This is a genomic window from Paenibacillus spiritus (assembly GCF_008710135.1).
GTDB lineage: Bacteria > Bacillota > Bacilli > Paenibacillales > Paenibacillaceae > Paenibacillus_AQ > Paenibacillus_AQ glufosinatiresistens.
In genome coordinates this window covers 17,198-43,648 of sequence record NZ_VYKK01000002.1, presented here as the reverse complement: position 1 = coordinate 43,648, position 26,451 = coordinate 17,198, and the positions used below count along the sequence as shown (strand labels likewise).

Annotated in this window: 27 protein-coding genes and 1 other annotated feature; of the genes, 20 read left to right on the top strand and 7 right to left on the bottom strand. The window is 57.0% G+C overall.

Annotation, left to right across the window (positions count from 1 at the left end):
• Positions 1–1,851, top strand: coding sequence for a B12-binding domain-containing radical SAM protein (locus tag F4V43_RS00990; protein ID WP_150456364.1), 1,851 nt, complete (start codon positions 1–3; stop codon positions 1,849–1,851).
• Between the two features lie 260 nt (positions 1,852–2,111).
• Here F4V43_RS00990 and F4V43_RS00985 read toward each other — a convergent pair whose 3' ends face one another.
• The 4 genes from F4V43_RS00985 to F4V43_RS00970 all read right to left on the bottom strand — a co-directional run bounded on the left by F4V43_RS00985 (position 2,112) and on the right by F4V43_RS00970 (position 5,685).
• Entirely contained in the window at positions 2,112–3,068 is a 957-nt protein-coding gene (locus F4V43_RS00985) for an alpha/beta hydrolase (protein ID WP_150456362.1), read from the bottom strand.
• 13 nt (positions 3,069–3,081) lie between these two features.
• Positions 3,082–4,047, bottom strand: a complete 966-nt coding sequence (locus F4V43_RS00980) for a type I phosphomannose isomerase catalytic subunit (protein WP_150456361.1) — start codon at positions 4,045–4,047, stop codon at positions 3,082–3,084.
• 90 nt (positions 4,048–4,137) lie between these two features.
• The gene (locus F4V43_RS00975; RefSeq protein ID WP_150456360.1) at positions 4,138–4,737 is read right to left on the bottom strand and encodes a class I SAM-dependent methyltransferase; all 600 of its coding nucleotides are present in this window, start codon (positions 4,735–4,737) and stop codon (positions 4,138–4,140) included.
• Positions 4,738–5,685 (bottom strand): TIGR01212 family radical SAM protein, encoded by a 948-nt coding sequence (locus tag F4V43_RS00970; protein WP_150456404.1) that lies wholly within the window; start codon positions 5,683–5,685, stop codon positions 4,738–4,740. It abuts the gene before it with no gap.
• Positions 5,686–5,969: 284 nt separating this feature from the next.
• Between F4V43_RS00970 and F4V43_RS00965 the strand changes: the two genes are divergently transcribed.
• Together F4V43_RS00965 and trmB are read left to right on the top strand one after the other, a co-directional pair.
• Positions 5,970–6,152, top strand: a complete 183-nt coding sequence (locus tag F4V43_RS00965) for a hypothetical protein (RefSeq protein WP_150456359.1) — start codon at positions 5,970–5,972, stop codon at positions 6,150–6,152.
• Between the two features lie 153 nt (positions 6,153–6,305).
• Positions 6,306–7,019 (top strand): tRNA (guanosine(46)-N7)-methyltransferase TrmB, encoded by a 714-nt coding sequence (gene trmB / locus F4V43_RS00960; protein ID WP_150456357.1) that lies wholly within the window; start codon positions 6,306–6,308, stop codon positions 7,017–7,019.
• Between the two features lie 107 nt (positions 7,020–7,126).
• Here the strand turns inward: trmB and F4V43_RS00955 are convergent, their stop codons facing one another.
• Positions 7,127–8,278 (bottom strand): MGDG synthase family glycosyltransferase, encoded by a 1,152-nt coding sequence (locus F4V43_RS00955; protein WP_150456356.1) that lies wholly within the window; start codon positions 8,276–8,278, stop codon positions 7,127–7,129.
• 294 nt (positions 8,279–8,572) lie between these two features.
• Between F4V43_RS00955 and F4V43_RS00950 the strand changes: the two genes are divergently transcribed.
• The 4 genes from F4V43_RS00950 to rplT all read left to right on the top strand — a co-directional run bounded on the left by F4V43_RS00950 (position 8,573) and on the right by rplT (position 11,236).
• Positions 8,573–9,811 carry a glycosyltransferase family 2 protein gene (locus F4V43_RS00950; protein WP_150456355.1) on the top strand — a complete coding sequence of 413 codons (1,239 nt, stop codon included), beginning with the start codon at positions 8,573–8,575 and terminating at the stop codon, positions 9,809–9,811.
• Between the two features lie 82 nt (positions 9,812–9,893).
• Positions 9,894–10,033: a sequence feature (ribosomal protein L20 leader region), on the top strand.
• 46 nt (positions 10,034–10,079) lie between these two features.
• On the top strand, positions 10,080–10,574 hold the full coding sequence (infC, locus tag F4V43_RS00945) for a translation initiation factor IF-3 (protein WP_150456354.1): 495 nt from the start codon (positions 10,080–10,082) through the stop codon (positions 10,572–10,574).
• A 59-nt stretch (positions 10,575–10,633) separates the two neighbouring features.
• Positions 10,634–10,834, top strand: a complete 201-nt coding sequence (gene rpmI, locus F4V43_RS00940; RefSeq protein WP_025692214.1) for a 50S ribosomal protein L35 — start codon at positions 10,634–10,636, stop codon at positions 10,832–10,834.
• Between the two features lie 42 nt (positions 10,835–10,876).
• Complete coding sequence (gene rplT, locus F4V43_RS00935; RefSeq protein ID WP_150456353.1) at positions 10,877–11,236, top strand: 50S ribosomal protein L20; 360 nt, start codon at positions 10,877–10,879, stop codon at positions 11,234–11,236.
• 98 nt (positions 11,237–11,334) lie between these two features.
• On the opposite strand, the gene F4V43_RS00930 is transcribed toward rplT, so the two are convergent.
• Positions 11,335–11,877, bottom strand: a complete 543-nt coding sequence (locus F4V43_RS00930; RefSeq protein WP_223879731.1) for an acyl-CoA thioesterase — start codon at positions 11,875–11,877, stop codon at positions 11,335–11,337.
• Between the two features lie 326 nt (positions 11,878–12,203).
• Between F4V43_RS00930 and F4V43_RS00925 the strand changes: the two genes are divergently transcribed.
• From F4V43_RS00925 to F4V43_RS00905, 5 genes are all read left to right on the top strand, one after another.
• Positions 12,204–13,298: a BMP family protein gene (locus F4V43_RS00925; protein ID WP_150456352.1), complete on the top strand. Its 1,095-nt coding sequence runs from the start codon at positions 12,204–12,206 to the stop codon at positions 13,296–13,298.
• A 186-nt stretch (positions 13,299–13,484) separates the two neighbouring features.
• A complete protein-coding gene (locus F4V43_RS00920) occupies positions 13,485–15,023 on the top strand; it encodes an ABC transporter ATP-binding protein (protein ID WP_150456351.1) in 1,539 nt (512 codons plus the stop codon).
• Positions 15,016–16,089 (top strand): ABC transporter permease, encoded by a 1,074-nt coding sequence (locus tag F4V43_RS00915; RefSeq protein WP_150456350.1) that lies wholly within the window; start codon positions 15,016–15,018, stop codon positions 16,087–16,089. Before F4V43_RS00920 ends, F4V43_RS00915 begins: the two co-directional genes overlap by 8 nt.
• Complete coding sequence (locus F4V43_RS00910) at positions 16,090–17,049, top strand: ABC transporter permease (protein WP_150456349.1); 960 nt, start codon at positions 16,090–16,092, stop codon at positions 17,047–17,049.
• Between the two features lie 158 nt (positions 17,050–17,207).
• Complete coding sequence (locus F4V43_RS00905; protein ID WP_150456348.1) at positions 17,208–17,504, top strand: hypothetical protein; 297 nt, start codon at positions 17,208–17,210, stop codon at positions 17,502–17,504.
• Positions 17,505–17,510: 6 nt separating this feature from the next.
• On the opposite strand, the gene F4V43_RS00900 is transcribed toward F4V43_RS00905, so the two are convergent.
• A complete protein-coding gene (locus F4V43_RS00900; RefSeq protein WP_150456347.1) occupies positions 17,511–17,957 on the bottom strand; it encodes a GNAT family N-acetyltransferase in 447 nt (148 codons plus the stop codon).
• A 556-nt stretch (positions 17,958–18,513) separates the two neighbouring features.
• Between F4V43_RS00900 and ilvB the strand changes: the two genes are divergently transcribed.
• The 8 genes from ilvB to F4V43_RS00860 all read left to right on the top strand — a co-directional run bounded on the left by ilvB (position 18,514) and on the right by F4V43_RS00860 (position 26,422).
• Positions 18,514–20,256, top strand: coding sequence for a biosynthetic-type acetolactate synthase large subunit (gene ilvB, locus F4V43_RS00895; protein ID WP_150456346.1), 1,743 nt, complete (start codon positions 18,514–18,516; stop codon positions 20,254–20,256).
• Between the two features lie 3 nt (positions 20,257–20,259).
• Positions 20,260–20,742, top strand: coding sequence for an acetolactate synthase small subunit (ilvN, locus tag F4V43_RS00890; RefSeq protein WP_150456345.1), 483 nt, complete (start codon positions 20,260–20,262; stop codon positions 20,740–20,742).
• Positions 20,743–20,992: 250 nt separating this feature from the next.
• The gene (ilvC, locus tag F4V43_RS00885; RefSeq protein ID WP_150456344.1) at positions 20,993–21,985 is read left to right on the top strand and encodes a ketol-acid reductoisomerase; all 993 of its coding nucleotides are present in this window, start codon (positions 20,993–20,995) and stop codon (positions 21,983–21,985) included.
• Between the two features lie 9 nt (positions 21,986–21,994).
• On the top strand, positions 21,995–23,536 hold the full coding sequence (locus F4V43_RS00880) for a 2-isopropylmalate synthase (RefSeq protein WP_150456343.1): 1,542 nt from the start codon (positions 21,995–21,997) through the stop codon (positions 23,534–23,536).
• 112 nt (positions 23,537–23,648) lie between these two features.
• Positions 23,649–24,284: an RNA polymerase sigma factor gene (locus F4V43_RS00875; protein ID WP_223879735.1), complete on the top strand. Its 636-nt coding sequence runs from the start codon at positions 23,649–23,651 to the stop codon at positions 24,282–24,284.
• Positions 24,281–24,733 (top strand): zf-HC2 domain-containing protein, encoded by a 453-nt coding sequence (locus F4V43_RS00870; RefSeq protein WP_191089419.1) that lies wholly within the window; start codon positions 24,281–24,283, stop codon positions 24,731–24,733. The genes F4V43_RS00875 and F4V43_RS00870 overlap by 4 nt, the downstream gene beginning before the upstream one ends.
• A gap of 41 nt (positions 24,734–24,774) precedes the next feature.
• On the top strand, positions 24,775–25,299 hold the full coding sequence (locus tag F4V43_RS00865) for a hypothetical protein (protein ID WP_150456340.1): 525 nt from the start codon (positions 24,775–24,777) through the stop codon (positions 25,297–25,299).
• 37 nt (positions 25,300–25,336) lie between these two features.
• Entirely contained in the window at positions 25,337–26,422 is a 1,086-nt protein-coding gene (locus tag F4V43_RS00860) for a DUF4097 family beta strand repeat-containing protein (RefSeq protein ID WP_150456339.1), read from the top strand.
• The last annotated feature ends 29 nt before the right edge of the window (positions 26,423–26,451 follow it).

Here is a 26,451-nt window from a genome sequence, read left to right as displayed (position 1 = left end):
ATGAAAGTCATTCTGGCGACACTGAACGCCAAGTATATTCACACCTCGCTGGCCATCCGGCTGCTCAAAGCCTACAGCGGGCGCGAGTTCGACATCGAGCTGGCCGAATACACCATCAAGGACCCGGCGATGAATGTCGTCTCCGATCTGTTCGCCCGGCGGCCTGACGTCATCGGCTTCTCCTGCTACATCTGGAACATCGAGGAGACCCTGAAGCTGGTCGCCATTCTCAAGAAGATTATGCCGGAGACGGCCATTGTGCTGGGCGGTCCCGAGGTTACCTACGAGCCGGCGGTCTTTATGGAGCGGGAGCCTGGCATCGACTTCATCGTCTGCGGCGACGGGGAAGAGACGTTCCACCATCTGCTGCAGGAGCTGCGGGACGGAAGGAAGTTTCACTTCGTGTTCGGAGCGGCCTACCGCCGGGAAGGCGCGGTTGTCGTCAACCCGCCCCGGCCGAAGAGCGATCTGAATACCCTGCCTTCGCCGCACCGTTTTCCCGAGGATCTGCCTTCCCTGGGCAAGCGCATTGTCTACTTCGAGACCAGCCGGGGCTGCCCGTTCAACTGCCAGTTCTGTCTCTCAAGCATCGAGGTCGGCGTCCGCTATTACGACATCGAGCGGGTGAAGTCGGATTTGCTGTACCTCATCCAGAACGGCGCGAAGACGATCAAATTCCTGGACCGCACCTTTAACATCAACCGCGAGTACGCCCTCGAAATGTTCCGGTTCCTGATCGACAATCACGGCGGCTGCGTGTTCCAGTTCGAGATTACGGCGGACATCATGCGGCCCGAGGTGCTGGCGTTTCTCGCGGAGCATGCGCCGCCCGGCATCTTCCGGTTCGAGATCGGAGTGCAGTCCACGAACGACGAGACGAACGAGCTGGTGAAGCGGCGCCAGAATTTTGCGAAATTGTCGCGCACGGTCATGACCATCAAGCGCAGCGGCAATATCGACCAGCATCTGGATCTGATCGCCGGCCTGCCGATGGAGGATTATGCGACGTTCCGCAAGACCTTCAACGACGTGTTCGCGATGGAGCCGGAGGAGCTGCAGCTCGGATTTCTGAAAATGCTGCGCGGCACAGGCCTCCGGGCCCAGGCCGCCAAATACGATTACGTCTACATGGACACCGCGCCGTATGAAATTCTGAGCAGCCATATGCTGAGCTTCGGAGACATCGTCCGGCTGAAGCGGCTGGAGGATGTGCTGGAGAAATACTGGAACGACCACCGGATGGATTACACCGTGAAATATTTGATCCGGAAGGTCTTTGCAACGCCGTTCGATTTCTTCCAGGAGTTCGGGGATTACTGGGAGGCGCAGGGCTGGTCGAAGATCGGCCACCAGCTTGAAGATCTGTTCATCCGTCTGCGGTCTTTTCTGACCGGACGGGGCACGCCGGGCATGGCGGTCATCGAGGGGCTGATGCAGCTCGATTATTTCCTGGGCCACCGGTACAAGCCGCGCAAAATCTGGTGGGAACCGGCCTTGGACAAAGCCGGCTGGCAGGATGCCATGCGGGCGCTTGCGGCCGCGCCGGAATATTATTCGCCGGAGCTGGCGGCGCTCGGACTGTCCGAGCGCGAGCTGCACAAATCCGCCGCGCTGTCGCTGCTGCCGTTCCCGCTGGCCACCGTGCTGGATTCGCTGGCCGGCGTTCCGTTCGACGCGCCGGAAGGCGAAGCAGACAGGGATGTCGCCGGGCGCTTCGGGCCCGCCGATGAGGCCACCCTTCTGCTCGTGCTGTACGGCCAGGAGGGGGAGAGCGGGGACGGCCTAAGTGCAAGCGGTGTTCCCCGGTTTCTTGCGCTGCCTTGGCCGGCTGTGCCGGTACCGGCAGAATAGAGAGGGAGCGAGCGGCTGCAAGGTTATCATTCGGAAGCGGGAGACCGGAGAGGCTTGGGACTGCCGCTGCTGCAGGCGGCAATGACGGATATGCCCTAACACCAAGACAGACCTTTCGCCGGAGCGAAAGGTCTGTCTTTTGCTGTCTTCTGAAGCGTGCTTCTAGTACTGACATACCTTCTATTGGTGACCGTCCGGGTGCATTGAAATTGAACCGGCGGCCGTTCTCGATGTCTGTAGTCAACTCGGCGTTCCAATGGTCAGGGATGGTTATGCGGGCAGGGACTTTCCGGCAGGTGCCGCTGCAGCCAGTCCCGCACATCGGCGGCCACTTCCGCGCGGTTGATCTCATGCAGCATTTCGTGCCGTCCTCCCGGATACAGCTTCAGCTCCACGTCGCGGATGCCGCGGGACCGGTAGAGGTCCGCCAGCGCGATCATGCCTTTGCCGGCGAGGCCGACCGGGTCCTTGTCTCCCGAGAACAGGAAGACCGGCTTGTCCGGCGAGAGCCCGGCCAGCGTCTCCTCCGTATGCAGCTCCCGCAGCAGCCGGAAGAAATCGCGGAAGAACCGGGTCGTGCAGATGGCGCCGCAGTACGGGTCGGCAATGTACCGGTCCACCTCTTCCGGATCGCGGCTCAGCCAGTCGAACGCCGTCCGGACCGGCGAGAAGGAACGGTTATAGGTGCCGAAGACAACGGTGTTGAGCAGAACGCTCCGATGAAGATCCCCGCGGAGCCGGTTCTGCGAACGGGCCATCCATTCGCCCAGCGCAAGCAGGCGGCGCGGCCCGTTGCTTCCCGTCAGCAGGAAGCCGTCGTAGAGCTCCGGCCCGTCCTCGCCCATCAGCTTCTGAACCAGGAAGGAGCCCATGCTGTGTCCCAGCAAAAAGAGCGGCAGCTCCAGATGCCGCTTCCGGATGATCCCGGCGATGCCGGTCAGATCGCGCCGCATCCAGTAGAAGCCGTCTTCGCCGGCGTCGCCAAGCAGGTTGACGGCGCCGGCGGTTCGGCCGTGTCCCCGGTGGTCGCCGGCATAGACGGCGAAGCCGGCCGCATTCAGCGATGCGGCGAGTTCGGCGTATCGTCCGGCCGTCTCGCACATGCCATGCGCGATTTGGACGGCGCCGCGCAGCGGCTGTCCCGCATCCGGCAGCCAGGAATAGATGTGAATGTCAACGCCGACCGGGTCCGTCATCCAGAAGAACTGCTCGCTCATGGAGTTCCTCGCCTTACGGCAGGTACGCGCGCAGCAGCGTGGACTGGCCTTCAATGGCGTAGCTGCTCAGGCTGGCCGGGATGAGATAGCATTCGCCTGCGGCATACGGCTGGGAGCCGCCTTCCCAGGTGAGGTGACCGCTGCCCTCGCAGATGACCAGAATGGTGAAGCTGTCCGGTGCGGCCGACAGTTCCCATTTCTCGCTCACCATGCCTTTTTCCACGATAAAATAAGGAGAATGGGCCAGACGCAGCCACTCGCCGGGCTTCGCTCCGTCCGTCTTCATCGACGTTGCGCCCGCGCCTTCGTAGGCGGTCACGTTCAGGGAATGCTCGATATGCAGCTCGCGCGGCTTGCCGTCCAGACCGGGACGGTTGTAGTCGTAGATGCGGTAGGTCGTGTCCGAATTCTGCTGAATTTCGGCCACCAGCACGCCGGCGCAGAGCGCATGAACCGTCCCCGCCGGGATATAGAACGTATCCCCCGCCGATACCGGAACTTCCTGCAGCGTGTCCATGACGTTCCCGGACTCCAGCGCTTCGCGAAGCTGTTCACGGTCCACGCCTTCTTTCAGGCCGTAGATGATCTTAGCGCCCGGTTTGGCGTCCAGCACGTACCACATTTCGGTCTTGCCGAGCTCGCCCTGGGGAAGCCCTTCGTAGTCATCGGTCGGATGAACCTGCACGGACAGATCGTCGTTGCAGTCCAGAAGCTTCACCAGCAGCGGGAACCGGGCGTCCTCCTTGTAGCCTTTCGAGCCGAACCATTCGCGGCCCAGCTTCTCGCGGACGGCATCCAGGCCCAGTCCGGCCAGCTCGCCGTTCACGACGGTCGATACGCCGTTCGGATGATCGGCGATCATCCAGCCTTCGCCGATGACGCCGTCCGGGAGATCCAGGCCGAACCGCTCCAGCGCGCGGCCTCCCCAGACCCGTTCCTGAAAGTCGGGTTGAAATTTCAATGGATATGGCTGTGTCATGAATTCCATTCCTCTCCGTATTCTTTATTTATATCAATTGGACCCGGAGGGCCAATTCATATCATGATGTAGCGGCGGTGGGAGGCTTCGCTAGAGCGGAAGCCTGCTTCGTTCCACGGCAATCAAATAAGGCGCTTCCGGGCGCTGAAGCTGACGATAGACGATCGACTGGCCGTCCTTGGGAGACAGCGCTTCCGCCCAGGCCCGGACCGCGGTGGCTTCGGCTTCGCCGCCTTCGTGGCCGGGATAGACCACGGCGGTCAGCACGCCGCGCGGCGCGAGCAGCGACAGGGCCGCGTTCAGCGCAGCCAGCGTGCTGGACGCTTCGGTGATGATCGTCTTGTCGGCGCTTCCGTCTGGAAGATAGCCGAGGTTGAACATCACCGCGTCCACGGCGCCGCGCCAATCAGCCGGCACGGCCTCGGCCATGCCGGCGTGGCTGGCCAGCAGCAGCGTCGTCTCGCCGAGCCGTTCGCCCGCCAGGCGAGCCTGGTCCAGGCGCTCCCGGGCGATCCGGAGCGCCTGCTCCTGCACATCGAAGCCGAAGACCCGGCCCCGTCTGCCGGCGGTCCGGGCAAGGAACAGCGTGTCGGCCCCCGTGCCCACGGTGGCGTCGACCGCCCGCCCGCCGGGCTGCAGCCGCCGGGATACCAGCTGCTGGGCCATGCCGAGCACCGAGAGGAAGCCCATCTAGCGCTTCCTCCAGTATTTGCCCTGCCAGCTGTCCCGGGCGGTCAGCTCGTCGTCGATGGCATTGAGCACTTCCCATTTCTTCAGGCTCCACATCGGACCGATCAGCAGATCGCGCGGCGCGTCGCCGGTCAGCCGATGCACAATCATCTCCGGAGGCAGGATCTCGAGCGAATCGGCAATGAGCTTGACGTACTCGTCCTGCTCCAGGAAGCGCAGCAGTCCGGCTTCGTACTGCTTCACCATCGGCGTCTTGCGCATCAGATGCAGCAGATGGATCTTGATGCCCTGGACATCCATCCGGGAGACGGCTTCCACCGTCTCGAGCATCATTTCATGCGTCTCCTGCGGCAATCCGTGGATAATGTGCGTGCATACGCGGATTCCGTGCTTGCGAAGCTTCTCCACCGCTTCGATGTAACAGCGGGTATCATGAGCCCGGTTAATGAGGTTCGAAGTGGATTCATGAATGGTCTGAAGCCCCATTTCGACCCACAGATAGGTCCGCTTGTTGATGTCGGCCAGATATTCGACCACATCGTCAGGCAGACAGTCGGGGCGGGTGGCGATGGACAGGCCGACGACGCCGGGCTGCTCCAGAATCACTTCGTAATACTCGCGCAGCTCTTCGACAGGGGCGTAAGTATTGGTATAGGCCTGGAAATATCCAATATATTTGGCATTCGGCCACTTCTGGTGCTGGCGGTCCCGGATCGTGTTGAACTGGGTCACCAGGTCATCCCGCCGGCGGCCGGCAAAATCCCCGGAGCCGCGCGCGCTGCAGAAGGTGCAGCCGCCCTTGGCGATCGAACCGTCGCGGTTCGGGCAGGTAAAGCCCGCGTCCAGCATGACTTTGAACACTTTGGTATCGAATTGCTCGCGCATTTCGTGATTCCAGGTATGAAAACGTTTATCCCCCCACTGCGGAGCGGAGGAGGAAGGTTGCATAATAGACATGATTTCTCCTTCTTTATTCTTGTAAATAGGCCAGTCCCGTACATTGTACCAAATTGGGCCTGCAAAGTGGAGCGGAGAAGCCGCCGCCCATCCTTTATGGTCACAAAAATTTTACATAAAATAGTGTTGAAAACGCTTTAAAATGTCTTGAAGTTACTTACACGCCGTGTTATATTTGAACTGTAAGAAGGCACTGTTTTTTATCACCGTTTCCCGATTCCGGTATTCATAAATTTCAGTCTCTGTGCCCAACCTAAACCCGAGAGGTGATAACGATGAACATGCAGATGGCGAATCCGACGGCCAAAGGCCCGATCGATGTCCAGCTGACTCCCGACGAAGCGCTCGCGCTGACCGGAGTGGAATTCAAAGGCAACCCCCGCATTAAGATTGAAGCGCAGCGGAAGATCCGCAACGCCTTCGAGAAGACATTTGATTTTAACGCCGAGTCGCGTTAAACGTTATAGCCTGCAGAAGGGAATCTCCGGCGCCTGACGGCGCAGGCGGTTCCTTTTTTTGTATGTGGGCCGAATTGAATTTCTCTTTACTTTTGGCGGCAAGTTCGGCAGAATATACTATCGGCAACCTTTAGAGCAAAGCGAGGAGAAAGCATGCGTCTACGCGGAAGAAAAGGAATACGTGAAAGCCTGGAACGCCAGACCGATCTGGTCGTACTGGAGCCGCGCAATTATAAAGGCAAATGGCATGAGCTGTTCGGCAATGACCGTCCCATTCATGTGGAATTCGGCATGGGCAAGGGTCAGTTCATCAGCCAAATGAGCGTGAAATACCCGGATATCAACTTTATTGGCGTGGATATGTACGACGAACTGCTCCGCCGCGGCGCGGAGAAGGCTAGAGCGGCGCATGAAACGCTCGGGGAAGAGAACCCGGCGAACCTGCGTCTTGCGCTGGCCAATATCGAATACGCAGAGGAAGTCTTTGCTCCCGGAGAGCTGGAGCGGATCTATCTCAATTTCAGCGACCCGTGGCCCAAGAGCAAGCACGCGCGCCGTCGCCTAACCCATCCGCGGTTTCTCGACAAGTACCGCGGTCTGCTGAACGGCCGGGGCGAAATCCATCTGAAGACCGACTCGGTCAGCCTGTTTGAATTCTCGCTGAACGCCTTCGCCGATTACGGTCTCCAGATGACGAACCTATCGCTGGATCTGCATGCCGGCGGGATCAATGAAGAGCATGTGATGACCGAATATGAGACCAAGTTTGTCGGCCAGGGCATGCGCATCCACCGCTGCGAGGCCATCGTGGGCGAAGAAGCGCTTGAAGCCTACCGGGCCGGGCGTCTGTCGAAATATCGGCTGTAGCCTTCTGTCCGCCCATCCTATTCCAATAATACGCCCCCGCGTCTGCCGATAACGACAGGCGCGGGGGCGTATTTGCTGTAGCACAATATAGGGCTGGGGGCCCGGGACTATCTAGGCGCCTGGGTCAGCGGGTTCTCTTCCTGGCCCCGGAGAAGCTCCAGAATGCTCTGGGCGCTCTGAAGAGGATGGTAGCGGGCGATGCCAGCGAGCTGTTCCTGGCGGGCGGACCGGACGTTGTCCGTATCTTCGGCTACCCGCTTCATCCAGGCCCCGACCACCTCCAGGGAAGTAATCGGTTCTCCGAGTCCGGCGGCGGTGAAATACCGGCAGTTCTCTTCTTCCTGTCCCGGAAGCGGATGGTGAAACAGCATCGGGATGCCTTTGGCCAGTCCTTCGCTGCAGGTCATTCCACCCGGTTTGGTAATCAGCAGGTCCGATATTTCCATCAGCTTGTCGATTTCTTTGGTGAACCCGATCAGCGAAATGTTGGGCCGGTTGAACCGGGGGTCAGCCTTCATCTCGTGGAGCAGCTGCTGGTTGTGTCCGAGGCAGAAAAGAATCTGCACCCGTTCTCCCCAATCGGCCAGATAATTGTTGACGACTTCGTCGTTCATCATTCCCCAGCCTCCGCCCATGACCATGACGGTCGGCATATCCCGGAGTCCGAAGCGTTCCCGGATTTCCTCTTTGCCGGGATGCTCCCAGAAGTTAGGATGGACGGGAATTCCCGTCACCCGGATTTTGGAAGCCGAAATGCCCCGAAGCCGCAGCTTGGCCTTGACCTCCGGGGTCGAGACCAGATAGCGGTCAACCTCCCGGCTGATCCAGGTGGCGTGGGCGTCGTAATCGGTAATAACCGTGCACAGCGGCGTCTTGAGCGACGGGTCCAGGCGCTTGAGCCGGGAAATCACGGCGCTCGGTATAAAATGGGTGCAGACAATTACGTCGGGACGAAGCTGCTGCACGATATTTTTGGCATGCGTATAAAAAATCCGGTGCAGGGCAAGCGTGGTAAGACGATTGAACGATTTTTGGTGTCTGTATACATAACCCATCAGCTTGGGCTGCGTCATGACCGTTTTGCGGTAGGCCGAAATAATCAGCGGAGCCACTTTCGGATTCAGAAAGTTTCCGAGCTCCAGCACCCGGGTCTGCAGGTTCGGCGAAAGCCGGCGCAGGCTGCTGGAAAGGGCGTAAGCCGCTTGGGTATGGCCGGCTCCAAAGCCTTCCGAAAATATAAGAATACGTTGTTTGCGCAATGGGTTCCACCTGTTTCCAAGTAATCAAATCAAGTTCTGACGGTACCCTCATCATACGTTTTTCAGCCCTGGGATTTCAAGGAGAAGGTCGATTTTGGGCGAAGATTGACAGTTTTGACTTAAGGAACGTTAGGTCTTACAATGATTCAAGCGGCGCGGAGGCGTTTATAGGAGAATGAGTAAAATGGCTGACGGCCGCCGAGAATATCAGGAACGGGTCATGATTACAACTGCCGGTTCAGGCGACACACAAACAGAAGCCTGAAGGCAACCAAAAGGGGGCATTAACCAACCATGCTAGACGCAGTATTCGTAACGCTACAGATCCTCTTGGCATTGATCGCCGTGTACCAGTTTGCTTTCTCCCTGTTCGGCCTGCGCAAAATAGAGAAAAAAGCGCTTGCTGTTCCGGACAAGTCGTTTGCGGTGCTTGTAGCCGCCCACAACGAGGAGCAGGTGGTCGGGGCGCTCATGGAGAATCTGAAACAGCTCAATTATCCTGCGGAACTCTACGACGTATTTGTGATTTGCGATAATTGTACAGATGGTACGGCGCGTATTGTCCGGGAGCACGGCATGAATGCCTGTGTTCGGACGAACCCCCATCAGCGGGGCAAAGGCTATGCAATCGAGTGGATGCTCAAGGAGCTGTGGGCGATGCCTCGCCAGTATGACGCCGTCGTTATGTTCGACGCCGACAATCTGGCGCACCCGGATTTTCTTCTGGAGATGAACAACGATCTCTGCGGAGGAGCGAAGGTTATTCAGGGCTATATCGACACCAAGAATCCGGAGGATTCCTGGATTACGGCTGCTTACGGCATCTCTTATTGGTATATCAACCGTCTGTGGCAACTCTCCCGCCACAATCTCGGAATGGCGAACTTCCTGGGCGGGACGGGCATGTGTTTTGAGACCAACCTTCTGAAGGAAATGGGCTGGGGAGCGACCAGTCTCGTGGAGGACCTGGAGTTCACCATGCGCAGCGCCTCCAAGGGCGTCTATCCGAAGTTCAATTACGATGCCAAAGTATTCGATGAGAAGCCGCTCACCTTCAAGGCTTCTTCCCGGCAGCGGCTCCGCTGGATGCAGGGGCACTTCACTGTTGCCCGCCGCTATTTCTTCCCGCTGATCTGGCAGAGCATCAAGCAGCGCAGCCTGACCAAGTTCGATCTGGCGCTGTACGGGCTGAACGTGTACATCGTTCTGTTCACATTCCTGCTGACTGCGGTGATCTGGATCGACAATGCGCTGCTGGGCGGTCCGCATATCGCCAACCTGTACGGCCACCTGCCGCTATGGCTCAGCTACGTGGCGATTATCGCCAATGTCTTTACCTTCTTCGTGTCGATGATTCTGGAGAAAGTGAAATCGCGCAAAGTATATGCCTACATGCTGCTGTTCCCGATTTATCTGCTGTCTTGGTATCCGATTACGTTCTATGCTTTCTTCACCCAGAACAACAAGCAGTGGAGCCATACGAAGCATACCCGCGTCGTCCGGCTGGAAGAAGTGCAGAGCAAGCAGGGCTAAACGAATCGGTGCTTAATTGGATTTCAGGGTTGACATAGAGCGCTGATTTGCTGTATATTATTTGAGTGTGCTAAACGCAAGAGATTGCAAGCAGAAGCAACCGGCTTCTCACCTGATCGGCGCTGCCGACTGGTTTTGATCTCAATGCTTATGAATGTCCAATTCATGAACGTTGATCAAACGGGGTGTCGGGGATTTCCGGCACCCCGTTTTTAATGATGAAGATTCAGACAGAACCCGGAGGTGGAGAGTTATTAGTAAGGAACACATGATCAATGACGAGATTCGTGCGAAGGAAGTTCGTTTGGTTGGGGCGGAAGGCGAGCAGATCGGCATTAAGCCGATTCGTGAAGCGCTGCAGATGGCCGCTGATCTCAACCTGGATCTGGTCAATGTTGCCCCGCAGGCCAAGCCGCCTGTATGCCGTATCATGGACTACGGAAAGTTCCGCTATGAACAGCAGAAGAAGGACAAGGAAGCCCGCAAGAATCAGAAGATCGTGGACATCAAGGAAGTATGGTTCCGTTCCAACATTGAGGAACATGATTTTCAGACCAAATTCCGCAATGTCATCAAGTTCCTGGGTGAGGGCGATAAGGTTAAATGTTCCGTCCGCTTCCGCGGCCGTGAAATTGCCCATGCCAACATCGGCCAGAAGATTCTGGAGCGTGTGAAGGCAGAGACCGCCGAAATCTCCACGGTAGAGCGTCAGCCGAAGCTGGAAGGACGCAGCATGATTATGATTTTGGCCCCCAAGGCTTAAATTAATTAGCATTACAGGAATCTGAATACAGGTTCACACATTTTTAAGGAGGAAACACCATGCCTAAGATGAAAACGCACAGCAGCCTGAAAGGCCGCTTCAAGATTACCGGAACCGGTAAAGTGACCCGCTACAAAGCTTACAAGAACCACCTGTTGTCCCATAAGTCGAAGCGTGCCAAGCGCGTTCTGGGAACGAACCCTGAGATGGCTCCGGGGGATGTAAGACGTCTGAAACAGGGTCTCGCTAACCTGAAATAGCGCATTCGCTGACTAACACAACTTATTGGGAGGTTTATTATAATGGCAAGAGTTAAAGGCGGCGTAGTAGTTCGTCGTAAACATAAAAAAGTACTGAAACTGGCAAAGGGTTACTTCGGTTCCAAACATCGTCTCTTCAAGACCGCAAAAGAACAGGTCATGAAGTCCAGACTGTATGCTTACCGCGATCGTCGTCAGACGAAGCGCAACTTCCGCAAGCTCTGGATCGTCCGCATCAATGCGGCCGCCCGCCAGAACGGTCTGTCCTACAGCAAGATGGTTCATGGCCTGAAGTTGGCCGGAGTGGATATCAACCGCAAGATGCTGGCCGACCTGGCCGTTAACGACATCGGCGCATTCAACTCCCTGGCTACGGTAGCCAAAGAGAAGATTAACGCCTAATCAGCACGTGTGAATTGAAAAGCACCGCCTGCGGGTAATCCGCGATGCGGTGCTTTTTTGCTGGGTGGATATATTAGATGAAGCGATGGAACTCGAACCTATTCCCAGTACTTGGTGGCGGAGAGCTTCGCGGCAAGGGCTTTGCTGGCCGAACGCCGGACCCGGCGAAGTTCATTGCGTTCCTTGGCGGATTCGCTGATGAGCTTCTCTTCTACTGTCTCCGGTACAACGGGCGGAACGGCAACAGGGGTGCCATCGGGGGACACGGCGACAAAGGTCAGAAACGCGGTGGCCGCAACCGCCCGTTCGCCGGTATAGAGATGCTCCGAAATTACCTTGACGAAGACTTCGATGCTGGTGCGGCCGGTGGAGGAGACAAAGGACTCGAAGCAGACGGAATCGCTGGGACGGATCGGAAGCAGAAAATCAACCGAGTCGGTTGAAGCGGTGACCACATTGTGCCGGCAGTGCCGCATGGCTGAAATGGAGGCCACTTCATCCATGTTGCTCATCAGTTTGCCTCCGAACAGTGTTTTATGGTTATTGACGTCATTGGGAAAGACGCGCCCGGTCTTGAACACCCGGGATTCGCGGCAGAACTTGGGCTGAGGCGTCTCCGACATGGATTGCGCTTCGTTCATATACAGTCATTTCCTTTCGTGATTCGCTCAATAATAAGCCTATATTTTAATAGAACGCGGGCGGATGTGCAATACTAACACCGTTCACGGGCTCCGATGGCGGAGGAGACCAATCGGCAGCAAAACGCATTATTGACAATGCTCGGAATGAAAAATGACGCATTATGACAGGTTAAGCGTTTTCTCGAGCGAAAATACAAATTTTTATTAACCTCAGGTCATTTACAGGCTGGATTTTACCTAGGGTTGAAGGTATAATTTGTTGCAATGGCATGTCCAAAGTATATAACAGATGACATCCAAATTTGTTAGGGGGATTCCGATCAATGAAAAAAGTATCCAAGCTGTCTCTCGTTATGCTGCTTGCGTTCGTTGTGATTCTGGCCGGTTGCGGCAACAACAATAACAACGCGAATAACGGCGGCAAAAACGCAAGCGCAAGCACGGCGCCAAGCGCTGGAGCTTCTGCGGCTCCGGCCACGGACAGCGGTGCTCCGGCTGCATCCGACGTCAAAGTCGGCATGGTAACGGACGTGGGCGGCGTTAACGACAAGTCGTTCAATCAGTCTGCATGGGAAGCGCTGCAAGCGCTGGAGAAAGAGAAGGGCGTCAAGGTTCAGTACCTGCAGAGTAAGTCGAATGCCGACTACGAGCCGAATCTGAGCCAGTTCGTAAGAGATAAATACAGCCTGACTTGGGGCATCGGCTTCGACCTTGGCGACGCGCTGAAGAAGGTTGCCGACGCCAACCCGGACTCCAAGCTGGCGATCATCGACAGCGTCGTTGACGCTCCGAACGTGGAATCCGTAACCTTCGCCGAGAACGAAGGCTCGTTCCTGGTAGGCGTGGTTGCCGGTCTGACGACAAAGACCAATAAGGTCGGATTCATCGGCGGCATGGAGAGCCCGGTAATCAAGCGTTTTGAAGTAGGCTTCAAAGCGGGTGTACAGGCGGTTAACCCTAGCGCAACTGTGAAAGTTATGTATGCCGGCGCGTATGACAAGCCGGATATCGGCAAGTCCATCGCTGCTACCCTGTATGATGCAGGCAACGACATTATCTTCCCGGCTGCCGGCGCAACCGGCAACGGCGTGTTCAACGAAGCCAAAGCCCGCAACAAAGCAGGCGGCAGCACGAAGCTGTGGGTTATCGGCGTGGACAAGGACCAATCGCTGGAATTCGGCGATGACGTAACGCTGACTTCCATGATGAAACGCGTAGACGTAGCGGTGAAGAATGTATCCCAGCAGGTAATTGACGGTACGTTCAAGGGCGGTACGACTACGGTTCTCGGTCTGAAAGATGACGGCGTAGGTCTGCCGGAAACCTCGAAAGCCAATGTGTCGGAAGACATTCTGAAGAAGGTTGACGAGTACAAGCAGAAGATTGTGGACGGCTCCATCACAGTGCCGACGGAATAATCCCAGGAACTGCTGTCAGAATCAACAAATAAATACGGATTTAACAGAACTAAGGCCGGTTATATAGCTGGCCTTGTTCTTGGTTCAAGCCGGATTCAGGCAACGACTGCCGTCCTTATCGGGGACGGTAGATCGCTGTCTGTGTCTGCCGGTTCAGATTTATTATTCTGTAATGAGGGTGATTCCATGAGTGCTGCGGCTCCTGTCGTAGAGTTGAAGCAAATCACAAAACGCTTTCCCGGTATCGTCGCGAACGACTCCATCAGCCTGACTCTGGAGAAAGGGGAGATTCATGCCCTTTTGGGGGAGAATGGCGCTGGCAAATCAACCCTGATGAATATCGTGTTCGGGCTCTATCAACCCGACGAAGGCAGCATCGAAATCGACGGGAAACCGGTTGTTATCGACAGCCCTAATAAGGCAATAGAACTCGGCATCGGCATGGTTCACCAGCATTTCAAGCTTGTAGAACCGTTCACGGTCACCGAGAACATCATTCTTGGAATGGAACCGAGGAACGGCATTAAAATCGACTATAAATCCGCCGTCGAACAGGTAAGGAAGCTATCCGAACAGTATGGTCTTCAAGTGGACCCTCACGCCCGGATCCACGATATATCGGTGGGCATGCAGCAGCGTGTGGAGATTATGAAGACGCTGTACCGCGGCGCGGATATCCTTATATTTGACGAGCCGACCGCCGTGTTGACTCCGCAGGAAATCAGCGAGCTGATGGCGATTATGAAGCGGCTCGTAGCCGAAGGCAAATCCATCATCCTAATTACGCACAAACTCAAAGAAATCATGACAATTTCCGACCGCGTGACGATCATCCGCCGCGGCAAGGTTATCGATACGGTCACGACCTCCGAGACCAATCCGAATGAGCTGGCCGAGAAGATGGTCGGACGCGGAGTTACGTTCAAGGTGGACAAGAAGCCGCCGGTAATCGGGGAGACGATTCTGAAGGTGGAGAATGTCAACAGCAAGAACAAGGATGGCATCTCCGTACTCAACAACCTGACCTTTGAAGTCAAGGCGGGAGAAATTCTGGGGATTGCCGGCGTAGATGGGAACGGACAGAGCGAACTCATTCAGGCGATCACCGGTCTGCGCAAAATTGATTCCGGCTCCATTCAGGTCTCGGGCACCGAAATCGCCAACCTGCTGCCGCGCAAGGTAACCGAGATGAATGTGTCGCATATTCCGGAAGACCGGCACAAGCACGGTCTGGTCCTCGACTTCTCAATCAGCGAGAATATGGTGCTGGAGACGTATTATAAGCGTCCGTACAACAAGAACGGATTTCTGGACAAGAACGTAATTGACGAATATGCGGAGAAACTTGTCAAGGGTTTTGACGTTCGTACGCCATCCATTGAGACGAAGGCCCGCTCCTTGTCGGGGGGGAACCAGCAGAAGGCGATTATTGCTCGGGAAATAGACAAAGACCCGATTCTGTTGATTGCCGCCCAGCCGACCCGCGGCTTGGACGTGGGAGCTATCGAATTCGTCCAGAAGCAGCTCATCGCCCAACGCGACAAAGGCAAGGCGGTGCTGCTCATTTCGTTCGAACTGGATGAGATTATGAACGTATCGGACCGGATCGCCGTCATCTATGAGGGACAGATTGTCGGCGATGTGCTTCCGCAGGATACGAACGATCAGGAGCTCGGTCTGATGATGGCGGGCAGCCTGAAGCGGGGAGGAACAACGGGTGTATAAGCTTAAGAAAATATTTGCAAGCGACAGCTATATCGTGCCGCTGGTTGCCATTATTATGGGCCTCCTGGTAGGCGCCATCGTCATGCTGATCGGCGGCTATAATCCGATCACGGCATACGGAGCGCTTATCAAGCACGATTTTGGCAGCGCCTATAACTTTGGCGAAGCGATTCGCGAAATGACGCCGCTGATGCTGACCGGCTTGTCTGTCGCATTCGCTTTTCGTTCCGGGCTGTTCAACATCGGTGCGGATGGTCAGGTTCTGATCGGCATGACCGCCGCATCGCTAATCGGCATCAAGTTCGGTAGTCTGCCGTCCTTCCTGCTGGTTCCCCTGGCTATTATCGGCGCCGGTCTCTTCGGAGGCCTCTGGGCAGGAGTCGCTGGCTTCCTGAAAGCCAAACGGGGCATCAACGAAGTTATCACGACGATTATGATGAACTGGATTGCACTCTTTCTGTCGAATTACCTGATCCGAACCTTTGTGCTTCTGAAGGGACAGAACCGGTCCGAGGACATTCCGGCCTCGATGTCGATGTCATTCCTGAATGACCTGTTCGACAATGCGCGTCTGCATTGGGGAACGGTCCTTGCTCTGGGCTGTGCCGTATTCTTCTACGTGTACCTCTGGAAGTCGAAGCAGGGCTACGAAATGCGCGCGGTCGGTTTCAACCCGCATGCCGCCGAGTATGCCGGCATGAACGTAGGCCGGAACGTGATGAAGTCGATGTTCATCGCGGGCGTGTTCGCCGGGCTTGCCGGCGCAGGCGAGGTACTGGGCGTATTCCACTACCAGTCGGTATTTGCAGCTTCGCCGGGCTATGGCTTTGACGGGATTGCCGTTGCGCTGCTGGGACTGACACATCCGTTCGGCGTTATCCTGGCTGCCATCCTGTACGGCTCCCTGACCTACGGCTCGGCGGGCATGAGCTTTGACGCCAACGTGCCGCCAGAGCTGATCCGGATCGTAATCGGTTCGATTATTTTCTTCATTGCCGCCCAAGGTATTGTGCGCTGGGTGCTCAAGCCGTTCTATTTCAAGCGCAAGAAAGAGAAGGTGCTCTAGATGGATCTTACGACACTGGGTCAAATGCTCAATTCGACGCTGGTATTCTCTACGGCGCTCATATTTGCCGCACTTGGCGGCATCTTCTCGGAACGCTCCGGTGTGGTCAACATCGGGATTGAAGGCTTGATGACGTTCGGCGCCTTCGCCGCAGCCATTGGAGGTTACTATGCGCAGGATGCGGGATACGGTTCCTGGGCTCCATGGATCGGTCTGCTGTGCGCCATGCTGGTCGGTATGATCGGCTCCCTCATTCATGCGGTTGCGTCGATCACCTTCAAGGCGGACCAGACGATAAGCGGTACGGTTATCAACTTCCTGGCCGCCGGCAGCACGCTGTATATGGTCAAGCTGCTTTTTGACGGCGCCGGAGAGACGCCTTATCTGGACGAAGGGTTCATCAAGCTCCAGATTCCCTGGCTGTCGGATATTCCGGTAATCGGCAACGGGATCTTTAACGCCTACCCAACAACGTATATTGCGATTGTCCTGGTCATCGTCGTCTATCTGGTGCTCTTCAAGACGCCGTTCGGCCTGCGTCTCCGCGCCGTGGGCGAACACCCCAGCGCTGCGGATACCCTTGGTGTGAATGTGAACCGGATGCGGTACGTCGGTGTGATGCTCAGCGGTATTCTGGCCGGCATGGGCGGAGCGACGATTACCCTGACGACAACCGGGACGTTCTCCCATAACACCATATCCGGTCAAGGTTTCATCGCCATCGCGGCGATGATCTTCGGCAAATGGAACCCGATTGGGGCTTTCGGAGCAGCGGCCTTCTTCGGCTTCTCTCAGGCCATCCGCAACTATGTCGGTCTGTTCGAATGGTCCAAGGACATTCCGCAGGAATTCATTTACATGATCCCTTATGTGCTGACGATTATCGTACTGGTCAGCGCGGTCGGCCGTTCCGCAGCGCCTAAGGCGCTGGGCCAGCCTTACGATCCGGGCAAACGTTAAAGAACGACCCTTTTTCCCAAGGTCCTGCCTCCGCTTCGGCGGAGAGCGGGGCCTTTTTGGCATATCCCTCTTCTGATGCGGGCATCTGCGCAGTCGGCGGCCGTGACGGCTGCATATTCTGCTTTATCGGTGAACCACATTTTGAGGAGGTCAACGACATGGCACATCCGGTTACCAAGCAGCAAGTAAGACAACTCATCGGCAAGCACATCGTCGCCGTTACCAAAGATGGAACCCGCGTTGCGGGCAAGCTGGTGCGCATATCGGGCAATCGTCTCGTTCTGAAGCCTTCCCCAGGCAAAAAGGTGCAAACGAAGGCGCTTATTCCGCTGGTGCTGTTCGACCTGCTGGCGGTCGGCGTTTCGCCCTATGCTTACGGCTATGGCGGCTACGGCCACGGGTACGGCCCGGGTCCCGGCTACGGCGGAGGGCCATACCCGTACGGTTTTTTTTAGGACGGCTCAGATCAAGCGCTTCTCCATCTCATAGCTGAGGGACTGGGGAGAGTAGCGGGCAACGGCATATCCGAGCTTGCGGTAAAAGGCAATTCCGCCTTCATTCCCTTCATCGACAGCCACCTTGGAGCGCAGGCATCCGCGTGAGAATGCGAACCGTTCGGCCCGGTCCATGAGCAGATTGCCCCACCGGCGCCGCTGGGCGTACGGGGCGATAGCCAGCATATCGATATAGAGCAGCTCGCCGTGAAGCAGAAAATGGACAAAACCGAACGGATCGCTCTCGTAATCGGTGCAAGCGACGAGCGTAACGCCCCGGCTCAGCCGTCCGGGCAGGTCTTTACGGATCTGGGCGAGGGTCTTCGGAGGCAGATTGGACAGGGGAACCAGTTGATTCTCAATCAGACTATAGATTACCCGGTCATCCTGTCTGGGTCTGCGATAACGGATCATGCGGTCTTCCCCCTTAATAGGCCTTATGGTTCCATCATATGTCGGGCGGGGAGAAGCGTGTTTCTCACGAAGCGGCGCTGCGGATGCAGATGTCAAATTCGGTATTGACTAACCGTGTAAGGAAATCATATAATGTGTCTAAACATTTTCACGATATTCCTTAACGGCAATGAAGAGGACGAAGTTTAAAGGGCTCTTGAGACCAGAGAGCGGGAGGAACTGCTGAAACCTCCGCCTTAACCCCTTTTATACGAGCTCACCTCGGAGCTGTTTCCCTGAAAAGTCCGCGCAGCACGGATGGCGGAGTGATTAGGGGAAATCGTAGGGTTCACGTTACGAACCTGGGTAACCATAATCGGGCATTTGCCCTCATCGATGGATTATGGATTGACCTGCCGAGGCGCTGCATTGCGAAATGCGACGCAAATTGGGGTGGTACCACGGAAGCGCAAGCCTTTCGTCCCTCACAGTCAGAACGATTGTGGGCGACGGAAGGCTTTTTTGTATGCGAATGCGGGTTGGACAGAATTTCGGAGCTTTGAGAGGAGGACAACTGATGAGCGCGCAAATACCGGAAGTGCGATCGACAGAACAGTTGAAAGAGAAGTGGATGGAGCCGGAAGTCATTACGGGATCGGAAATTCTGCTTCGCAGCCTGGTGCTGGAAGGTGTAGACACTGTATTCGGATATCCGGGCGGCGCCGTCTTGTATATCTATGATGCGCTGTACGGCTTTGACGACTTCAAGCATGTGCTGACCCGTCATGAACAAGGCGCTATTCACGCCGCCGACGGATACGCAAGGGCAAGCGGCAAGACCGGCGTCTGTATCGCCACCTCAGGCCCGGGCGCAACGAACCTGGTCACCGGGATCGCTACAGCCTATATGGACTCTGTACCGCTGGTTGTCATCACAGGGAATGTCTTCTCCAGCCTGATCGGTACGGACGCCTTTCAGGAAGCCGATATTACCGGCATCACCATGCCGATCACAAAGCACAGTTACCTGGTGCGCAGCGTTGAGGATCTTCCCCGGGTAATCCATGAAGCGTTCCACATTGCTTCAACCGGCCGCAAAGGCCCGGTGCTGATCGACATCCCGAAGGATGTGTCGGCGGCGAAGACGCTGTTCACTCCGGTTACGAGTGTCAGTCTGCGGGGCTATAATCCGCGATCGGTTCCGAATAAGCTTCAGCTTGACAAGCTGGTGCGGGCCATAAGCGAAGCCGAGCGGCCGATCATTATCGCGGGCGGCGGCGTTATCTACTCCGGAGCCCATGAAGAAATGCTGGAATTCGTCAAGCGGACGGAGATTCCGATCACGACCACATTGCTGGGTCTGGGAGCATTTCCAAGCGCCGAGGAGCTCTGGATGGGAATGCCGGGCATGCACGGCACCTATACGGCGAACAACGCCATTCAGAACTGTGACCTTCTCATTAATATCGGAGCCCGGTTCGATGACCGCGTAACGGGCAAGCTGGACGGCTTCGCGCCGAAGGCCAAGATTGTGCACATTGATATTGATCCTGCTGAAATCGGCAAGAACGTCGCTCCCGACATTCCGATCGTCGGCGACGTCAAGACAGTGCTGGAACTGCTGAACCGCGAAGTCGGGCGGGCCGGGCAAGCGGATGCCTGGCGGACCCAGATTGCGCAGTGGAAGCAGGATTATCCGCTTCGCTACCGCGATTCGGACCATGTGCTGAAGCCCCAATGGGTCATTGAGATGATCAATGATACGACCCGCGGGGAAGCAATCGTCACGACGGATGTAGGCCAGCACCAGATGTGGGCCGCTCAGTACTACAAGTTCAATCATCCGCGTTCCTGGATCACCTCGGGCGGGCTTGGAACGATGGGCTTTGGCTTCCCGTCGGCGATCGGCGCCCAGATGGCGCAACCCGAGCGGCTCGTAGTCTCCATCAACGGAGACGGAGGCATGCAAATGTGTTCCCAGGAACTTGCGATCTGTGCGATTCATAACATCCCGGTAAAGATCGTAGTCATCAATAACGAAGTGCTTGGCATGGTACGCCAGTGGCAGAACCTGATTTATGAGAAGCGCTACAGCTATACCGACCTCGCCGGCAGCCCGAACTTTGTGAAGCTGGCAGAAGCATACGGCGTCAAGGGGCTTCGGGCTACAACCAAAGAAGAAGCGCAGGCGGCGTGGCAGGAAGCCATGGAGACGCCGGGACCGGTGCTGGTAGAATTCGTCGTTTCGAAGGACGAGAACGTCTACCCGATGGTTACCCAGGGTTCGACCATCGATCAAATGCTGATGGGGGATGAATAGACAGTGACGAAGCAGACCATATCCATTCTGGTAAATGACCAACCGGGTGTGCTGCAGCGGGTGGCCGGTCTGTTCGGCCGGCGCGGCTTCAATATCGAGAGCATTACGGTGGGCCAGTCGGAAGAGACCGGACTCTCCCGGATGGTCATCGTAACCATCGGCGACGAACACACGTTGGAACAGATCGAGAAGCAGCTCTACAAGTTGATTGACGTAATCAAAGTTGTGGATCTTAGCATCAAACCGATGGTAGCGCGAGAGCTGGCGCTGATCAAGGTGAAGGCAGAACCTCCGCAGCGTCCGGAGATCATGGGCGTCGTCGAGACCTTCCGGGCATCAGTCATCGACATCGGCAGTATGAGCCTGCTCGTCCAGGCCGTGGGGGATACCCAGAAGATTGACGCAATGATCGAGCTGCTGAAGCCTTACGGCATCAAGGAGCTGTCGCGGACCGGGGTTACGGCCATGATGAGAGGCAACGGCTGAGTGTCGCTGTCTGCGGCTTTAGCGTATTGCTGCTGTGCGGCATTGCAAGGAAGAGGCAAGGCATCATTCCATTCCTAAATATATACGGCTTCTGGTCAAAGAGCGGGAGCTTGAGGGCCGAGAGCCCAAGTCGCCGGGGACACGGCGATGAAGCAGGAACGCGGACTTCGGCGGGGTTCCGGACGGGCGGGGCCCGGCTCTGAAGCGCCCGCTCTTTACCAGGGTTCCAAATCAAAGGAGGATTTTGACAATGGCAGTTACGACGTACTATGAACAGGATGCAGATCTGAGCGTATTGAAAGGCAAGACGATTGCGGTTATCGGCTATGGCAGCCAGGGCCACGCCCAGGCGCAGAACCTGCGCGACAGCGGACTCAAGGTTATCATCGGCCTGCGTGAAGGAAAATCCTTCCAGACCGCCAAGAACGACGGATTCGAAGTACTGCCGGTGTCCGAAGCGGTATCCCGCGCCGACGTTGTCCAAATCCTGATGCCTGACGAAACCCAGGCCGCTGTGTACAAGAACGAAATTGAACCGAATCTGAAGAACGGCGCCGCCCTCATGTTCTCGCACGGCTTCAACGTGCATTTCGGCCAGATTGTCGCGCCGAAGGATGCGGACGTGCTGCTGGTCGCTCCGAAGTCGCCGGGCCACATGGTGCGCCGCACTTATGAGGAAGGTTTTGGCGTTCCCGGACTGATTGCCATCGAGCAGGACGCTACGGGCAATGCAAAGGCCATCGGTCTTGCTTATGCCAAGGGCATCGGTTGTACCCGCGCCGGCGTTATCGAGACTTCCTTCCGCGAAGAGACCGAGACAGATCTGTTCGGCGAGCAGGCTGTACTGTGCGGCGGCGTAACCGCCCTGATCAAAGCGGGCTTCGAGACGCTGGTGGAAGCCGGCTATGCGCCCGAGATGGCTTACTTTGAGTGCCTGCATGAAATGAAACTGATTGTAGACCTGATTTATGAAGGCGGCATGGCGAAGATGCGCGATTCCATCAGCAACACGGCGGAATATGGCGACTATGTAACCGGCCCGCGCATTGTAACCGACGAGACGAAGAAAGCCATGAAGGCCGTTCTGAGCGATATTCAGCAGGGCAAGTTCGCTCGCGACTTCATTCTGGAGAACCAATCGGGCCGCGCCTTCCTGACGGCAACCCGCCGCAACGAAGCCGCTCACCCGATCGAAGTAACCGGCGGACAGCTTCGCGAAATGATGGCCTGGATCAAGAAGTAAGAGGCCGCCATGCGGAAGATCTATGTGTTTGACACGACGCTGCGCGACGGAGAGCAGTCGCCCGGAGTCAACCTGAATACACGCGAGAAGCTCGAAATCGCTTATCAGCTGGAGAAGCTGGGAGTAGACCGGATGGAGGCGGGCTTTCCCGCCGCCTCCCCGGGCGATCTCGCCGCAGTCAACGCGGTGGCCCGGGCTGTCAAGAATGTGACGGTTATCGGGCTGTCCCGTTCCCGGGAGAGCGATATCGATGCCGTCCGGGAAGCGCTGAAAGGTGCGCAGGACCCGTGCATCCACCTGTTCCTGGCCACTTCGCCGATCCATCGGCAGCATAAGCTGCGGATGGAGAAGGCGCAGGTGCTGGAGACTGCGCAGGCGGCGATCCGCTACGCCAAGAAGTATTTCGGGAAGCTGGAGTTCTCCCTGGAGGACGCCGGGCGCACCGAGCTTGACTTCATGGCAGAGGTCGTCAGCATGGCGGTGCGCGAAGGCGCCAATGTAGTGAATATCCCCGACACGGTCGGGTATCTGTACCCTTCCGAGTACGGCGCTATCTTCAAGTATTTGAAGGAACAGGTGCCCGGTATTGAGAAGGTGCAGCTCAGCGCCCATTGTCATAACGACCTGGGCATGGCGACAGCCAACACGCTGGCCGCCATCCAGAACGGCGCCGATCAGATCGAAGGAACGATCAACGGCATCGGCGAACGGGCGGGCAACACGGCGATCGAAGAAGTAGCGATGGCGCTGGAGACGCGGAGTCTTTTGTTCGAGGCGAAGACCTCCCTGAAGCTGTCGGAGATTTCCCGCACGAGCCGGCTGGTCAGCAAGCTGACCGGGATGGCTGTCCCGGGCAACAAGGCCATCGTCGGCGCGAATGCTTTTGCCCATGAGTCGGGCATCCATCAGGACGGCATGCTCAAGGAGAAATCGACCTATGAGATTATGACGCCGGAGACGATCGGACTCAAGGAGAGCAAGCTCGTGCTCGGCAAGCATTCCGGACGCCACGCTTTCCGCGACAAGCTGGAGGATCTCGGCTACACGCTTGCGGAAGAGGAACTGAATGCGGCGTTCGCCCGCTTCAAGGACTTGGCCGATAAGAAGAAGGAAGTGTCCGACGAGGATATTTTGGCGCTCCTGGAAGACCGGCTGATCGACACGCCGGAGGTCTTCCGCCTGAAGACGATCTATGTCACTTACGGCAACGAAGCGACGCCGACGGCGAAGGTTGTTCTGGAGGGCCCGCAGGAAGAGCCGGTTACCGTCTCCGCCGAAGGGAACGGTTCGGTCGATGCCATTTACAATGCCATCGACGGAGCAACCGGGGAAGCTGTCAACCTCGATGATTACTCCATCAAGTCGGTCAGTCACGGCAAGGATGCCCAGGGCGAAGTGCATGTCGTGCTCTCGCAGGGACCAATAGCGGCCCAGGGCCGCGGGCTCAGCGTCGATATTCTGGAAGCCAGCGCCCGCGCTTACCTGGATGCGCTGAACAAGCTGATCGAGAAGCGAAAGACCTATACAGAACGGGAACGCGCACAGTCCTGAAGACGGTGCGCCCCGACTGTATAGCGTTATTTCGCCCGGTTCAACAGACAACGGCTGTCTTTCCGCAAGGGGAGACAGCCGTTGTCTGTTGAACGGCTTGACCCCCGGCCCAATGTCCGGCAGGAACGGGTCCGAATTTTCAATAAAGTGCAGGGTTCCTCCCGGAAACGGCGTCCAACGATATAGAGAGAAGGAGGGGAGTAAGCTGGAAGAGGCACAGTGGATCACCGCGGTTCTGGAAGGAGACACGCAGGCCTTCGGTCACCTGGTGGCGCGTTACCAGGGAATGGTGTACCGGGTCTGCGTGAAGATTACAGGCGAAGCGGAGTCGGCCAAGGACATGGCCCAGGAAGTGTTCATTAAAGCCTACAAGGCGCTCCCCTCCTTCCGGGGACAGTCAACCTTCTCAACCTGGTTATACCGGATTGCATACCGGACCTGTCTGGATTACAAACGCGCCAATGACAGGGAATGGAAGCACCGGTCCTCCTCGGAGATTCAGGAGAGCGACTATGTCACCTCGCAGACGCCGGAGCTTGCCGCCATACGCCGGGAAGCTTCGGAAGAACTCGGCCAACAGGTGAACAGCTTAGCCGAACCGTACCGGTCGGTCGTGCAGCTGTACTACTTCAATCGTCAGTCCTATCAGGAGATTGCGGACGCCAAGGGCGTCTCGGTCAAGACCGTAGAATCCCAGCTGTACCGCGCCAGACAGATCATGCGAAGAAACGGGGAGAGATGGCAATGAAATGTTGGGACGTGATGGAAGCAATCCCCTTCTATTTGGACGGTCTTCTGTCTCCGGCTCAGGAGCAGGAACTTCGTCACCACCTGGAGAGCTGTCCGGAGTGCGCCGATTGGCTGGATGAAGCGCGAGAAATGCGTGAGCTGTGGACCGGACTGGAGAACCGGCCGGACGCGTTCGAGCCGGGCGCTGTGCCCGATTTGGTCGCAGGCGTGCTGGAAGAGATCGGCAGGCTGAAGACAGAACGTCATTCGCGGGCCGAAGAAACGCCGGCTGTCCCCAAACGAAGCATTCGCCGGGCTTCATGGCTGCATTACGCGCTGGCAGCTTGTCTCGCTTTTACATTGATGCAATTCGGGGTGTTCGAACAGCTCGGGTACGGCTTGACCACGTTCAGCGGGCAGATGTCGGACTCGGTCGTTCAATTGTTCGGAGATGCCGGAACACGATAGATCGAGCTGAAGCAGGAACAATCATTCGGGAGGAATGGGCAATGTTGTTAAAAAAAAGACGCTGGCTCACCTTTATGCTGGCCATGGTGCCGGGTGTGGGCCATCTGTACCTCGGATTCAAAAAATTAGGCATGCAGTTCATGGTCGGAGCCTTTCTCTGCATTATCTTCATTCCGTCGATGCCGAGCGTCTTCTCCTTTGCGCTGGCCGCGCTCTGGTTCTACCAGCTGTTCGACGCGCTTCAGAAGGCTACCTGGAACAAGCTGATGTTCAAGGAACGCGAGCGGACGATGTTTTATCAGCAGCAGGACCCTTTCTACCAGCCGGATCCGTATGCCGGTCCCTGGGGACTGAATCCGCCCGGGATGCCCGATTACCCGCAGGACCCGATCAGCCCGGTCTGGGTAGGCGGAGGCTGCATCCTGGCCGGGACCATGCTGCTGATCATTACGGTGTTCCCGGGACTGTGGGAATTCCTGACGGATATCAATATCGGAACCATTTTGCTGGCATCGGGACTGATTGGGTACGGATTCTACATGCTGCGGAAGAACGCTCGCTTCTAAGAGCAAGGCTTGGCGTAACAGAGACGGGAGTGGAATTATGGGGAAATGGAGAACGGGCAGTCTGACGGCTGCGATGGGATGCATCGCACTCGGCGTGTTGTTGGTGCTGATCCAGCTGGGAACGCTTGATGACCAGGCGCTGGGATATGTATGGCCGGCCCTGTTGATTGCGCTGGGACTGGAGACGCTGTTCCGGCTGCTGTTCCGCACTGGCGGCGGCCGAACGAACGGTTGGGCGATCGTGCTGATCATTGCGATCGGGCTCGGCAGCGCGGTGCCTTCCGTACTGGGAGACGGTACGCTGAAGGAATGGTTCGGGAAGAAATATTTGAGTCAAGTACAGGGCGAGAAAGAGATCGGGGGGCAGATCCGGCAGGTCCGCATTTCGATCACCACGGGCAAAATCCGTCTCACCGGAACGGAGAACGAGACAGTAACCTATGAGGGCAAGCTGCGCTCGCCGGGAACCAGCCAGAGCGAGAGCGACGCGGCGCTGAGCAAGAATTGGAGCGTCCGCGAGGAAGGAGACACCCTGATTCTGGAGCAGAAGGCGCCGTCCAAGTGGTCAACGCTGATCTTCGGATTCAGTAAGGGACCGTACCTCAATGTGACGCTTCCGTCGCGGCTTGCCGCGACCCTGAGCACAAGCGACGGAACCCTGGATGTGACCGGCATGGAGAATGGGCTGAACGCCGACACCAGCAACGGCAAAGTCGTCATTCAGGACGTCAGAGGCAAGGTCCATGCCGATACAAGCAACGGTTCGCTTGTGCTGCGGCGGATTGACGGCGGGGTCGAGGCTTCGAGCTCGAACGGCTCCATTACCCTGGAACAGCTTGGGGGAGAAGTGTCGGCCAGCAGCAGCAACGGCAAGATCGTCATTGATTCCGCGATTGGCGGCGACTGGGACTGCGAGACGAGCAACGGCAGCATTCATCTCACTGTGCCGCAGGAGACGGATGCTCTGATCAAGGCGGATACTTCAAGCGGCTCGCTGGAGGGCAACGCAGACTGGAACAAGAAGGACAATGACAGTACGAGCGGCGATGTGAAGCTGGGCGGAGGCAGCCATACGGTTCAGCTCTCGACCACCAACGGCGATGTAGAGGCGAATGTGGAATAAGAGGGCTCCAACCTTTTAGTTCCTCTCCC